This window comes from Rhizobium sp. PAMB 3182 (assembly GCF_052908355.1).
Genome location: NZ_CM128607.1, coordinates 3117081 through 3130124, shown reverse-complemented (window position 1 = coordinate 3130124; position 13044 = coordinate 3117081). Strand labels below are relative to the sequence as shown.

13 protein-coding genes and 1 pseudogene are annotated in these 13044 nt (G+C 58.9%); 1 reads left to right on the top strand and 13 read right to left on the bottom strand.

Going from position 1 to position 13044, the window contains the following annotated elements; genetic code table 11:
- Positions 1-7: 7 nt before the first annotated feature.
- The 9 genes from ACU5AZ_RS15160 to ACU5AZ_RS15120 form a co-directional block, all read right to left on the bottom strand.
- On the bottom strand, positions 8-898 hold the full coding sequence (locus tag ACU5AZ_RS15160; RefSeq protein ID WP_446823172.1) for an acetoacetate decarboxylase family protein: 891 nt from the start codon (positions 896-898) through the stop codon (positions 8-10).
- Positions 899-944: 46 nt separating this feature from the next.
- The gene (locus ACU5AZ_RS15155) at positions 945-1103 is read right to left on the bottom strand and encodes a hypothetical protein (protein ID WP_446823171.1); all 159 of its coding nucleotides are present in this window, start codon (positions 1101-1103) and stop codon (positions 945-947) included.
- A gap of 16 nt (positions 1104-1119) precedes the next feature.
- Positions 1120-1935: a VOC family protein gene (locus ACU5AZ_RS15150; protein WP_446823170.1), complete on the bottom strand. Its 816-nt coding sequence runs from the start codon at positions 1933-1935 to the stop codon at positions 1120-1122.
- Between the two features lie 299 nt (positions 1936-2234).
- Positions 2235-2843, bottom strand: coding sequence for a glutathione transferase GstA (gstA, locus tag ACU5AZ_RS15145; RefSeq protein WP_446823169.1), 609 nt, complete (start codon positions 2841-2843; stop codon positions 2235-2237).
- Between the two features lie 36 nt (positions 2844-2879).
- Entirely contained in the window at positions 2880-3287 is a 408-nt protein-coding gene (locus ACU5AZ_RS15140; RefSeq protein ID WP_446823168.1) for a nuclear transport factor 2 family protein, read from the bottom strand.
- A 30-nt stretch (positions 3288-3317) separates the two neighbouring features.
- Complete coding sequence (locus ACU5AZ_RS15135; RefSeq protein WP_446823167.1) at positions 3318-4712, bottom strand: carbohydrate porin; 1395 nt, start codon at positions 4710-4712, stop codon at positions 3318-3320.
- A 29-nt stretch (positions 4713-4741) separates the two neighbouring features.
- The gene (locus tag ACU5AZ_RS15130) at positions 4742-6049 is read right to left on the bottom strand and encodes an MFS transporter (RefSeq protein ID WP_446823166.1); all 1308 of its coding nucleotides are present in this window, start codon (positions 6047-6049) and stop codon (positions 4742-4744) included.
- 72 nt (positions 6050-6121) lie between these two features.
- Positions 6122-7411 carry an acyl-CoA dehydrogenase family protein gene (locus ACU5AZ_RS15125; RefSeq protein WP_446823165.1) on the bottom strand — a complete coding sequence of 430 codons (1290 nt, stop codon included), beginning with the start codon at positions 7409-7411 and terminating at the stop codon, positions 6122-6124.
- Between the two features lie 59 nt (positions 7412-7470).
- The gene (locus tag ACU5AZ_RS15120) at positions 7471-8022 is read right to left on the bottom strand and encodes a flavin reductase family protein (RefSeq protein WP_446823164.1); all 552 of its coding nucleotides are present in this window, start codon (positions 8020-8022) and stop codon (positions 7471-7473) included.
- Positions 8023-8185: 163 nt separating this feature from the next.
- Between ACU5AZ_RS15120 and ACU5AZ_RS15115 the strand changes: the two genes are divergently transcribed.
- Entirely contained in the window at positions 8186-8713 is a 528-nt protein-coding gene (locus ACU5AZ_RS15115) for a MarR family winged helix-turn-helix transcriptional regulator (protein ID WP_446823163.1), read from the top strand.
- Positions 8714-9019: 306 nt separating this feature from the next.
- Here the strand turns inward: ACU5AZ_RS15115 and ACU5AZ_RS15110 are convergent.
- The 4 genes and pseudogenes from ACU5AZ_RS15110 to ACU5AZ_RS15095 all read right to left on the bottom strand — a co-directional run.
- Positions 9020-9446, bottom strand: a pseudogene (locus ACU5AZ_RS15110) (IS630 family transposase); the annotation flags it as partial.
- A 167-nt stretch (positions 9447-9613) separates the two neighbouring features.
- Positions 9614-10912 carry a TRAP transporter large permease gene (locus tag ACU5AZ_RS15105; RefSeq protein WP_446823162.1) on the bottom strand — a complete coding sequence of 433 codons (1299 nt, stop codon included), beginning with the start codon at positions 10910-10912 and terminating at the stop codon, positions 9614-9616.
- A 2-nt stretch (positions 10913-10914) separates the two neighbouring features.
- A complete protein-coding gene (locus tag ACU5AZ_RS15100; RefSeq protein WP_446823161.1) occupies positions 10915-11475 on the bottom strand; it encodes a TRAP transporter small permease in 561 nt (186 codons plus the stop codon).
- A 126-nt stretch (positions 11476-11601) separates the two neighbouring features.
- Positions 11602-12597, bottom strand: a complete 996-nt coding sequence (locus tag ACU5AZ_RS15095; RefSeq protein WP_446823160.1) for a TRAP transporter substrate-binding protein — start codon at positions 12595-12597, stop codon at positions 11602-11604.
- Positions 12598-13044: the final 447 nt, after the last annotated feature.

Below are 13044 nucleotides of genomic sequence, written 5' to 3'. Positions count from 1 at the left end.
CTCCTGTTTATTCGGCGGGTTCGACCGGCCGGATGCTGTTGACCGAGACGCCGATGCCCGGCCCCGAGAAGGCAACCATCTCGGTCTTGACGATTTCGAGGCAGGGAAGGTCGGCGATCGCGTTGACGATATGGAAAGTCGTCGGCAGCTGCTCGAACGTGGCGCGATGCCAGTTGAAGCTGCCCTTCGCCTTCCAACGCTTGAAATCATAGCCTTCGAAACTGATCGCGTCCGGCCGTCCCTCACCCGGCCGCGGCGCCGGTGTGGTGACATAGGCAACATCCGCGCCCGCGCCGTGCCGCGGATTGGTGCGGGGCACGTATTTGTAGTACATGGCCGCCCCGCCGCCGGACCCGGGCAGGCTGGGCGGAGCGTCTTCTTCAACCATGTCTGTGAGGGCGATGTCGAAAAACTTGAAGCCGAACCAGGACGTCTCGCAGGACGCAGTCCCCTTCTGGCGATCCCAGGCGATTTCAGGCATGTCGCAGAAGAGTTTGGGGAAGCCCATCTCGTCCCTGCCGGTGAGGATCGCTTCGGGCTGGCCCTCCCATATCACCGGGCAGAAGGAACCTTCGAGCGTCTCGGTCTTGCCCTTGTAGGTTACCGGAAAGTCGAGCGACAATATGCCGTAGCCGCGCCCAGCAAGCCAGTAGAGGTTCTTGAACCAGGCGCAGGACACGCTGAGCAGCGGCTCTCCGCGCAGGCTCATGCCGGGCGGCAGAAGCGCCTTCAGCCCGTCGGGGTCGGTGCGATAGGTAATCGCCATCCACTCGGCATTCATGGTACCGGTTTCTTCCAGCGACCACATCCCGCCACCCGGCTTTTGACGCGGACCTATCGCAGGGCCGAAAACGACAGGCATCCGGTAGCGATGTTCGGGGTTCGGTTTGAAGCCCATGGTGTATCTCCTTTGGAAGGCTAAAGCGGTGTAGAAAATCGAATGGTCACGTGGCGCCGGGCCGGCGCTCCACCACCGCCACCGTGTGGTCGCAGTCGAGCGACTGCCGGGCCAGCACCTTTCCGGCAGCTTCACAGCCAAAAATCATGGCGTTGCATTCCGTCATGATTTGGCTGCCGTCACCGCACGCGAGGTCGGTATCCATTCAGCATGGTCCGCCATCAGAAGTCCGGGTCAAACGGAATTCCCGGGCGCAGAAAGCCGGGCGTTGGCGGTGTGCCCCACAGGTTGAGCCAACGGCCGGCCAAGCCTTCCGAAATGTCCCAGGTGCGCGGCTCATAGGTCGCATCATTGTCAATGCGGTCGAGCTCGATCGAGTTCTCGACCAGGCAGCCATGCGGGTCGGCGTAGTAGGTGAAGATGTTGCCGCCGGCGCCATGACGGCCGGGCCCCCAGACCAAGGCCCGGTCCTTGAGCGTCAGATTGTCGGCAATGGCGGCCAGATCCTCCAGCGAATGGAGGTCGAATGCATAGTGATGCAGGCCAGGCTCGCCGGGTCCCATGGCGATCGTATGGTGATAGCCGTCCTCGGCGCGATACCAGCGCAGCCCGTCATCGCCGGTCTGGTCCGAGAGTTTCATGCCCAGCACCTTTTCACAGAACTCGCCGAAAGCCAGCGTATCCGGCGCAAAGGAATTGATATGCTCGATGCGACGGGGACGAGCGCCAGGCGTCGAGTAATTGTAGCGGCGCGGCTGGTTGCGGGCGATCGGGGTGTGAACTTCGAAGATCGTGCCGCCAGGAGCCACCAGGCGCACGGCGCGGTCGTAATGCTTGCCGAGCGGCTTGTCGTCGAGCACCGTCAGTCCATCGGACAATGCGCGCCGCTTCACTTCCTCGACCGCCTCCGGCCCGACAGCCTCCAGGCCGCAGGCAACTGCCTTGCCGTCACCCTTGACGTATGTCACTTCGTGATGCCGGTCGTTGCTTGAAAGATAGACCGAATCCCCATCCTGTTCGGTAATGCGCAGACCCACGACCTCGCATAGATCCTCCGCGGCTCCGAGCGGGTCGGGTGAAGAGATGACAACATGTCCCATTTGCCGAATTAGATAAGTCATTCCCGTTCCTTCTCTTGAGTAAGTGCTTCCTCCGGAAAGCCGCGCAGCCTTTTTCAAAGGTCGCAGGCACCCTTGCCGCACAGTTGCCCGTGTGGAGGGAAAACGCTCGCCAGAGATCTTTTCGGATCCTGCGGACCAGGCCCGCAGGGAACCGGACGGTCTGTTATCCAACCGTCCGGAATTGGTTCAGTCCTGGGCCCGAAGGCCACATCCGTTTAATGGACCGGATGTGATGACATGACCTTCCGCACCGAGGGGCGCTCGCCGATCCGCTCGAGATAGGCCCCGATCCGCGGCCAGGCGGAGAGGTCGAGATCGACCCTCTTGGCCCATCCGAGGACGACGAAGGCATAGGCGTCGGCAATCGTGAACGTATCGCCGGCAAGGTACGGGCTCTCGGCCAGACGGGCGTCGAGCACGCTGAAGACGCGCGGCAGGAACATCGATCGCGTCTGTTCGCGATACTCGGCCGGCGTATTCGGCCGGTTCAGCGGCGAAAAGGTCTTGTGCAATTCGGTGGCGATGTAGTTCGTCCATTCCAGCACACGGTACCGCTCGAAGCTGCCGGGCGGCGGCAGCAGGCCGGAATCGGGCACCTGGTCGGCGATGTATTGCATGATCACCGCCCCCTCGGTGAGAATCTGTCCGTCATCGAGCACCAGGGCGGGAACCTGGCCTTTGGGGTTGACCGCCAGATAACTCGTGCCGTCCGCGAGGTTCTTCGTGCGGATATCGACCGTTTCAAGAGCGACGGGGATGCCCCCCTCCTCCAGGACGATACGCGATGCAGTCGAGCAGGCGCCGGGGACCTCATAGAGCTTCATATTCTCATACTCCAATCTTTGTATTATGCATTTCAATCAATGCTTTGGCGGCGCAATCTTGTTGACGCTGCTCCAGTGTTCGGAAAGCTTGTCCCCGCGCACGCGGAAGGCATCGAAGATGTAATAGTCGTAGCTCTCACCGCTGCCGTCCGGCTCCGGTTGGGGGAGATAGGCGGCAAGAACCACCATGTCGCCCTCGGCAATCATGAAGGTCGGAGGGATGCGCATCTCCTCCGGTTCCGGCACTGGTCCGTTCGGGAAGACCGCCCGGACGAAATCCTCGAGACCAGAGAGGCCGCTTGGAATGTGACTGCAGTGCTGGCGATAGTCTTCGGTCACGAAATCCTTGATCGCGTCTGCATTCTGGCCGTCGAAAACACGGCGATAAAAATCTCGAACCAGACGCTTGTTGCGCTCGAGCTGTTCCTTGATGTCCTGTTCCATGTCTTTTCCTTCTGAAGTGCAGCGCCGGGCTTAAGGCCGGCGCAATGGGGACAGCCCGAGGCCGCCGCTGATATCGAAAGCCAGGGTTGCGTAGAAAACGAAGCCGTCTTTCTGCCGTGAGCTGGAGAAGTCCGCGAGGACTGACGTGTTGGGATTGACAATGTAGGCCGCACCGATATCCAGAATGCCCCGCTGGAACACACCAAGGCTGCCGTGCACATCGAACATGAACGTGTCCTGTGGCTGCTTTTCATCAACACCGGAGATGAACAGCCTCGCATTGCGTTCATATTCGGCGCGCTTTTCGCTGAGCCGGATGTAATGAACGGACGCACCGATCGTCGCTACCGGGTTGGCATCCCAGAAACCGGAATACTCGATGCCCGCATAGGCTTCCCACGGATAGGCCTGGCCACTGCCGAACGTATGGAATACCCCGCCGTAAAGCGCGAGATTTTCCGGGATCGGGCCTTCGCCCGGCTCGCTCCAGACAACCTTACGGAACTGACCGTAAAGGCCTACCGTGTTTTTGTGATCGACGATCTTGGTGGAAGGTCCGAATGTCGGATTGCCCCAGCCAGAATTGTAGAGCGCATCCTCATACGAAGTGGAGCGGTAATAGCCGCCGACCTCGTATTTGAGGGGATTGGCATTCTCGAAGAACGATTCCTCATGGCTCACATTGGCAATCGCTATGACGCCGTCCGCATTGCCCTGCGCCCAGTCCCAACCGTTTCCGCTCTGCCAGTTATCGGGATTGTCCTCCACCATGCCCAGGCCGAATGTCGTATTCGGGTTGATGTCGTAAGCCATCCGCGCGCCCCAGACCGAGAGAGCTTCGCCTGGCATGTTGAGCGTGATCGCCAGCGTGGAGTTCACGCAGCCAATGCCACCGCAAAAGCCGCGTTTCATGAAGTCCTGCCCCAGGCCAAGACGGCCCCCCTCGACTTCAAGCCGGTCATCGAGAAAATCGGCCTCGACCGTGAGCCTCGACAGGTCCGTATCGGAATCGACAATCGGGACCGGGAAGAACGAGTTCGAAAGGTCGAACAGGTAGCTGTCGACATTGTAGGATGGGTGGTTGATCGTCTCCACCAACTTGACCCTGAGATCGGGTGTGATGTTGCCGGTCGCACCCAGGACGAACATGCCGTAATTTGCCGACGAACCTTCGGTAAAGCCGAAATTCGGCGCATTCTGGTAGATGTTCACGTAATCAAGATTGATGTCGATGCCGTGGTCGTGAAGCCAGGCACCTGTCTCCGCCAGCGGCCCTACATAAACCGGTTCCGGCTCGATCCCGACCGGGCCAACCCGTGGCACATTGATTTTCACGCCCCCGTCCTGCCCGGATGTTTCCTGTGCGGAAACGGACGTCGCGAGCAATAACAAAGCCGGCACAGCATGCATGAAGCTGATGCGCATAATAATCCTCCCACTCCCCAAAAAATTGCTCAGCGGCCGATGGCGTCGGCGAGCCGTGTCCTCTTGTCGCCGGCATGCCTTGGAGGCGATGCGACGAGAATGGCGAAGGCCGCAACCCCGCAAAGGCAGATGATGATCTCGAACATCAGCCCGTACGATCCGGTCTGGTCGAAGATCGCGCCGGCACCGGCCGCGCCTGCGGCGGCGCAGAGGGTTGACGCAGGCATCATCGATCCAAACATCGCCGAGAAGGATTCCCTGCCGAAGTAGTTGCCCAGCAGCGTCATCAGGCAGACCTGCGAAGCGCCGTAGCCAATGCCCGCCGGCACCGCATACATCCAGATCCCGTCGAACCCATGCGGCTGGATCAGCAGAAAGAAGCCGATGGTGACGAGAACCATACCGGCGGCCGCGATGACCGCGGGCGAAATCCGATCGCCCAGGAAGCCAGCTGTCATGTTGCCAACGAAGGATGCGACGATGGTGATCGCCATGGCCATGGCCGTTTCACTCGATGAGTAGCCAAGGTCCTGAAGGTGAACGACGCCGTGAGCCATCAGGAACACCCATGCGACGCCGGCCACGCTCATATAGGCCAGAATGAGCCAGTAAGCCCTGGTTTTGACCGCCTCCTTCAGGGTCCAGTGAACCCGGCTCTTGAAAACGGTGGACTCGCTTTGCGTCTCCGCGACCGTCGGGTTGTCCAGGACAAGCCGTTCGACATGACGCTCGTTGAGCACCAGCCGCGTGGTCAGGAGCGCCACGGTTGCGAGCCCGGCAATCACCCACCAGCCGAAGCGCCAGTTGTTGTCCGTCACGGCAAGCAGACGGTCGAGCGCCGGCGGCGACAGAAAGCCGCCGAACTCGATTGCCGAAAGCACGACCGATACGGCCAGGGCGCGGCGGACATGGAACCATTTTGCAATGGCGGCCTGAGCGGGCAGCATGCCTGCAACGCAGACGCCGGTGCCGACAATGACCCCGAAACCCATGACATATTGCCAGCCGGTGCTGACGACTGTCGCCATGACGACGGAACCGATGACCAGAATGAAGCAGCCGAACGTGACAGTCCGCTGGTATCCAAACTTCTGCATCAACATCGCCACGATCGGGCCTTGGAAGCCCATCATCATGACGAACATGCCGAAGCCCAGACCGAAGACAGATCTGTCGATATGGAGATCGGCGATCATCCGGGCATTGATGACGGAAATGCCAGCGCTTGGCACCGCCACCACGAGGAGCACAACCAGCCAAAGCGCGCCGAGAACCCTCCAGGCGTCATAGCTGAACTCAAAACCTCGTGCATTCGCCGGCTCTCTGACGGCGTGCACCCTCACTCCCTGTTCCAAAGTCTCTCCTCCCGTTGAGTTGTCTGTGCGGCCTCCTACCGCACAGACTTCGGATTATTTCGCTGGCGCTGGCTGTGACCGGTCGGGCAAGCCGCCGGCGAACATCGGAAACGGCGCGATTCCCATCAGCTGGCGCCCAAAGATTTCTGCCGTCGGATCGAGACGGACTGCCCCATGGAGCAATGCCACGCGGACGTCGCGCGCAAACCGCTGGACCGGGTTGTTGTCGCTGGCCGTTGCCGAGCCGATGCTGAGCTGCAGCATCCCGAGCACCCCATCCAGTGAATTGGTGGCATAGACTGCCTCCATCATCATGGACTGCTCCTGCTCGTGCGAAATCTCGATGCCTTCGATGGCATGGCGATCCAGCGTGTCGGCGGCGCGATAGGCGACGGCTTCCGCCGCCTTGATCATGGCGTAGGCTTTCGCCGCACAGACCTGCGTCGAAGCCATTTCGGCAACCCGCGGGTAAGGCAGGTTGAACGGCTGCTGCTTCTTTGCCATCTCGACGTAGCAATCCAACGCGCCTCGGGCCATGCCCAGCACGATCGCCATATGCGTCAGATTGGTCAGCAGCATCAGGCCGCGCGCATCGAACTTGCTGGCGAGACCGCTGTAACGGCGCCGCGTCTCGTCCATGCGCATCGGAAAGTCGCGCATGTCCATGAAGCGGCGATCGGGCACGAACTGCTCTTCCTTGACTGTGAGACTGTTGGACGAGGTCGCCTTCATCCCCATCACATGCCAATTGTCGATGATGTCGACCTGGTCGGCATCGAGGATCGTCATAGCGCGGCTCATCTCGCCGGGCGCCCGTTCGTAGTCGACGCCGACCGCAATCCACTTGGCGTGCTTGCAGCCGCTTCCGAAATGCCACGAACCGCTGACCATCCAGCCGCCTTCGACCCGTCGCGCCGAACCGACCTTGGTCGCAAAGATCGAGGCACCGGCCGCGAGCGGACCGACCCAGTCCCGCCCGCCGTCGAAAATCTCCTTCACGGCCTCGTCCGGGAAGGTCAGGATATTGCGCAGGCCACCGGCCACGAAGATCATCCAGCCGGCCGCACCGTCACCACGCCCCACCTCGCTGACGATCTCAACGACGTCGCGAGCACCGAGCGCATAGCCGTCGAATTCCGTCGGCAAGGTGAGCCGGAAAGCGCCGATGTCATTCAGCGCCTTGAGGCTTTCATCGGCAAGAGCGCCGCGCTTTTCGCCTTCCAGCGCATTCTTGCGCAGCAATGGCACCAGTTGCGAAGCCTGTTCCCGGATGCTCCGCCCGACTTCGGTTGAATAGGGCGATTCAAGCCCCTTCGGCCCCATCGGCTGTTCAAAGGGTTTCATGGTCATATTCACGATATTGTCCTTATCTTTTCATGGATGCCGGTCGCGGCTTCAGTTAATCAGGAGGCGGCGAGCGGCTGGCACGAATGGAAGCCGCGGCGGAACCAGGCGACCGGCGCGCCGGGTTCCTGATCGACAGAGGCCGAAATGACCCGGCCGGTGAGAAGCTGGTGGTCGCCGGCGGCATGCGTGCTGTCGAGCACGCACTCTATGGACGTGTGGAAACCCGCGAGAAGCGGCACTCCCTTTTCGGAAAGCGTCCAGGCCACTCCATCGAACTTGTTGGCGGCACTTGAGGCGAAACGAAGCGCAACGTCCCGATTGGGTTCGGAAACGAAATGGACGGCAAAATGCCTATGATTGAGAATGGCGGCCAAGGTCTTGGAACTGTCTGCCAGACCCAGAGCCACCAAGGGTGGGGAAAAGGACAGGGAACTGAACGAGCTGACCGTTGCGCCGGTGGGTTCACCGGCAGGGCCGACACTGGTGACGATGACCACACCGGACGGCAGTTGCCCGAAAGCGGCCTTCAGCGTCTCCAGGCTTGGAAATGCATCCGAGCTTCGGACAGCTGGCAGATCGCCGACCATCGCATGACACATTGACCTCATAACCTCCTCCTCATTTAATTTAGTGGTATCTTAGTGCTAAAATGATTTTTGTCAACACAGGCTGTTTCGAAGTTGTGTCTTAGGATCTATAGGCAAAACGGCAATTTGCGCATGGTGCCTGGCTTTGCTAGGCTTCAACGAGCTTCGGAGATTTGGCTGCAAGATGTTTGATACCAAGGACCGCCCTGTTTCTCAGACACAGAAGATCTTCGACGGACTTGTCCGGCAATGGGAGAATGATTTTCCTGGTGAGGACAGTTCCCCGATCGCGATCGCCATGAGAATTCGCCACCTCTACCAACTGGACCAGGAATCCCTGCAGTCAATTCTTGCGCCCTTCGGTATTGGCGTCGGAGAAATCGACGTTCTTACTCATCTCGCCCAATGCCCGCAGGGGCAGTCCCTACGACCGAGCGACCTTGCAAGCCTTTGCATGGTGACGACCGGCGCGATCACCGGCAGGCTGACACGGCTGGAGGAACGGTCCTGCCTCAAGCGGGTACCCCATCCCTCCGACAAGCGGACCATATATATCGAGATCACGGACGCAGGACTGGAGCTGCTCAACAAGACGCGCAAAGCGGTTGCCAGATCGTCCCACCTTCTGGAGGGCATCAGAGGCCTTGAAGAGTCGGAAAGATCCAACCTCATAGAGACATTGACAAAGCTTATTCGGATCATGCCGGGCTGACGGGCATGTGGCAAAGTTGCCCAACGGCCGCGGCTAGGCATCGTGAACTTGATGGCCCTGCTCAAATCACAGCCGGATAAGACTTCAGGGGCAGGTCAAGCCCAAAAAGCAAAAGCTCACCATGGCTTATGCCGAGGGCTTTGACGCAAATTTCCCGAGTGGGAGAATTTGCAGGTTTTGAATAGCCCCGAGTTTCGTAGACACCCTCGGGTTAGATTTTCTGCTGCTTCTCGAACTCGACGAGCGACGGCATCCCAAAATGCATCGACGGTCCGCTCGGCTTTTGCGCGCAAGACCGCCTTCAGTGATGTTGCCCGGTGCCACGGTTGGAACGAGAAACGGCTCAAGATAGGCCAGAAACGCGATCCCGTTCATCGCGCGGTCGAGGGCCATGGGTGCGGTCATGTTCGAAAGTCTGAGTGCTCCGGTGAATGTCGCTTTCCAGTATCCGTGGGGGATATGGGAACGGCACCGCTCTCCGCAAATAGCCTGACCTCGAAGCGGAGACGTGCCGGATCGAGATCGAGCTGCCCGTCGAACCAGTCCCGGCCGCGCTTCAGAAGGTCGGGGCGTTCCTGCTCCAATGCAGGTGCGGGTCCCCTATTGAATGTCCAGACGCGCTTTCGCAGCCAGACATGAAGACCGCTGCAGCCAAGGGAGACTCCCATTCTTCGGTCAGTCGCAGGACCATCTCGTCGAGCGTGATGTTTTTTGCCTCTTCGACCATGCCGACAGCGCGCCGACATGTCATCGCGTGAAGCAGTCAAGACGCGGCTCCGAAGATCATCGCTGAAAGCTCGGGTCATGTTCCATCCGACCAAACCATCATTCGGAGCAAGGGAATCCGAATTTCGGTAGCAAAGGAATCCTCAATCCGATTCTGCGTTCAATGGATGTGCTCTAAACTGCATGCAACAACCACAGCGTCACTTGAGGAAACAGAACGAGGATTAGGATGCGAACGCAATCCGCCAGGAAGTACGGTGTAATTCCCCGATAGATCGTGAAGAGAGGAATGTCCGATCGCATGGAGCTCAAGAGCATAACATTGATGCCGATGGGCGGTGTCAGCATGCCCACGCCAACAAGAGCAACGTTCAATATGCCCCACCACACCGGATCGTAGCCCATCGCAACGATAATCGGCAACACGAACGGCAGCGTCACAACGATGGCGGCCACCTCGTCAAAGATGGACCCAAGGAAGAGATAGACCACCACCAGCACGAAGATAACTCCAAGCGGGGGCAGGTTCAGATTGTTGATACCGACCACAATGTCGGTCGTCACACCCGATATGCTGATGAAGTAGGAGAATATCATTGCCCCAAACACCATGATGTAGATCATCACGGTGGACACACTGGCATCCGACAGCACGACCAGAAACGTCTTGCGGTTGAGACGGCCGCGAAAGATCGCAAACAGGAATGCCAGAACCACGCCGATTGCGGCTGCTTCGTTGACCGTGAAGATCCCCGAGTAAATGCCACCCAGCACGATAATAGCCAGTGTTATGGCGCCCCACGACTTGCCGATGGCTCTGATCCGATCCCTGTAGGGGAGACGCTCTGTTCCAGGCATGGCAGCCGGATTGCGCTTGGCGACGAACCAGATCGCAATCATATAGAGCGTCACTGAAAGAATGGCCGGAATGACGGCTGCCGTGAAGAGCGAAAGAACGGACTGTTCCGTCAGCACGGCGTACAGGATCATGATGCTCGAAGGCGGCACGATGATCCCGAGGGTTCCGCCGGCGGCAACCGCGCCGGCCGCACTGCCGGGGGAATAACCGCGCTGGAGCATCTCCGGCAGGGCCACCCGCCCGAATGTCGCGGTGGTGGCAACGCCCGAGCCGCAAACGGCACCGAAACCGGCACTGGCGACAATGGTCGTGGCGGCAAGGCCACCGGGGCGATGTCCCACAAGCGCTTCCGCCGTCTCGAATATGTCCTTGGCCAGGCCGCCTGCAGTGGCGAGACCACCCATGAGCATGAACAGGGGTATGACGGCCAGATCGAGACTGGCCATTGTCGAGGCGGGTTCCGAAGCGAGAAGCGACAGCGCGGGATCCCAGCCGGCAATCGAGGCAAAGCCGACAATACCGACGACGGCCATGGAAACACCGATCGGCACATGGAGCGCGACCAGCGTGAACATGGCGACGAAGCCGATCAGAGCAATGACAGAAGGCTCCATTTTTACAAACCACTTTCCGAGTTTGCGTCATGCGATTTGGCTGGCTTCGTTTCGATCCCTTGCGGATCGACCCGCCCCCCGGTCAACATAACAATGATATCATTGATTAAATTCAGGAATTGCACGACAGCGGCCAAGAACAGGAACGTCGTTGCCGCGACCCACCAGGGCCAAACCGGCCAAGCCAGTACCCAGGTCTGGCGTCCGGTCGTGTAGATTTCTTCCGTATAAGGCACAAAGTAACAGGCCATCAGCAACATGAAGATGAAGACCACAAGGCTGGAGAAAACCCTGAGCAGACGCTCAAGCCACGGCCCGCCCACGGAGCCGAGAACCTCGACCGTGATATTGCTGCGGTCGTAAAGGCTCGCGGGTATGCATGATGCGATCACGACCGCCATGACGACCGAACTGACGTCGTTGACCCCATGTATCGGAGTGGAAAACAATGACCGGGAGATCACATCCACTGCAGTCATGATCGCAAGGACCAGGAGCCCCCCAAAGCCCAGCAGAGCCAGCCATCGCGTTGCATGGCGCGCAATATTATCTATGAACGGCAAATGTTTTACTCCACTCTGTAAAGGTGAGATCCGGATTCAGCCGACATCAGATTGATGAATATGAAAGGTGAGTATGGGCAACGGCCAAATGATGCTGTCGTTTGGCCGTTACCAAATTCGGATGGACTACTTGCTCGCCTTGGCGATTGCGTCGCTGTAAGCATCGAAGATTTGCTGGCCATTTGGAGTTTTTTTGATCCAGCCGTCGACAACGGTTTGCAGGCGCGCGTCCCACTTGGCCTTTTCTTCGGGCGCAAGGTTCACCATCTGCTGGGAAGGATCTCCCAGAGCCTTGGCGCGGAGCTTATCGTTGTTCGCATCGAACTGCTCACCCCAGAGCCGGGAAAAAGCCTCCCCCGAATTGCTGTCGATCGCTGCCTTCTGTTCGTCCGAAAGGGATTCGTATTTCGCCTTGTTCATCACGACCATGATTGGCGAGGTTCCCATGTTGACATCGACGTGAAACTTCGCGGACTCAATGACGCCGAAAATCGTCGCCGCAACCCATTCGTTCACCGAGCCGCCGACGAGCCCGCGTGACAAAGCCTCGCTGAGGTTGGAACTTGTGATCCCGCCAACAGGTGTCGCCCCGAGAGCCTCGATCGAGGCCAGCAACTGCGGACCCGCTCCGCGAAGCCGCACGCCCTTGAGCTCATCCAGATTTCCGATCTTGGAGGTGGTGTGAAGAATGGTCGGCGCGGTCGAGAACATGCCCAGTATCATCACACCGTCCATGCCCACGCCCTTGAACATTCCCTGCTTCACCATCTTGGCACCGGCGAGCGAACCGATCGTCGCAGAGGGAATTACGCCAGGCAATTCCATCACTGTTGTTTCGGGGAAAGCGCCCGGCGTGTAGCCGGCAACAACATAGCCGATGTCGGCGATGCCGTGAGAGACCATGTCGAGGTGCGACGCGGGATCCCGGCCCAAAGCCCCGGACGGAAACACTTCCACATCAAGCGTGCCGTTGGACGCGTCCGTGACATTTTTTGCCCAGACCGCAATAATGTCCTTGTACAGGAAAGAAGGCGCTGGAAGACTGGTCACCAGTCTCAGTTTTTCTGCCGCATAAGCGCTGGCAGATACAAATAGAAGCGTGGAACAGGCGACGCTGACCACCGATACTATTTTCGTAAAAGCTCTAAAGTTTGACAATCTTTCCTCCCAAAGAAAGTTATACTACGTCTAATTCCATTCTCTTTCACAGGAAATCGAATCCTAAAGAGAGAAGAAGCCCAGCTGTTCAGAGATGGCGATCCCGGAGAACTCCTCAGCTGCCATGAGCGGCCGCACTCCAAAAACATGCCGTCCCCTCCACTCATTCTGCCGCCGCTTTCGAGGCAACGTCGCCTTTTGAGCAACGCCTGCTCGCTCCTCCAAACTCGCCTTCAATTCCCTTATGGCATGCCAAACTAATTGATCGATGGCAAAACGCAAAGAGATTTATTGATTTTTTGCAAAATGGCATGCTATTTGGCATACACATACGATTTACACCAAGCTGGCTAGCTCTTAACGCGGCCGGTCAGCTCCCCACAAAAGGTCGGTTTGGTGTAGAAGGTGAAG

Bases quoted from the DNA above. Each gene is read 5' to 3' on its own strand.
- ACU5AZ_RS15160 (WP_446823172.1), bottom strand. From the start codon at position 898: ATGGGCTTCAAACCGAACCCCGAACATCGCTACCGGATGCCTGTCGTT.
- ACU5AZ_RS15155 (WP_446823171.1), bottom strand. From the start codon at position 1,103: ATGGATACCGACCTCGCGTGCGGTGACGGCAGCCAAATCATGACGGAA.
- gstA (WP_446823169.1), bottom strand. From the start codon at position 2,843: ATGAAGCTCTATGAGGTCCCCGGCGCCTGCTCGACTGCATCGCGTATC.
- ACU5AZ_RS15140 (WP_446823168.1), bottom strand. From the start codon at position 3,287: ATGGAACAGGACATCAAGGAACAGCTCGAGCGCAACAAGCGTCTGGTT.
- ACU5AZ_RS15135 (WP_446823167.1), bottom strand. From the start codon at position 4,712: ATGCGCATCAGCTTCATGCATGCTGTGCCGGCTTTGTTATTGCTCGCG.
- ACU5AZ_RS15125 (WP_446823165.1), bottom strand. From the start codon at position 7,411: ATGAAACCCTTTGAACAGCCGATGGGGCCGAAGGGGCTTGAATCGCCC.
- ACU5AZ_RS15120 (WP_446823164.1), bottom strand. From the start codon at position 8,022: ATGAGGTCAATGTGTCATGCGATGGTCGGCGATCTGCCAGCTGTCCGA.
- ACU5AZ_RS15115 (WP_446823163.1), top strand. From the start codon at position 8,186: ATGTTTGATACCAAGGACCGCCCTGTTTCTCAGACACAGAAGATCTTC.
- ACU5AZ_RS15105 (WP_446823162.1), bottom strand. From the start codon at position 10,912: ATGGAGCCTTCTGTCATTGCTCTGATCGGCTTCGTCGCCATGTTCACG.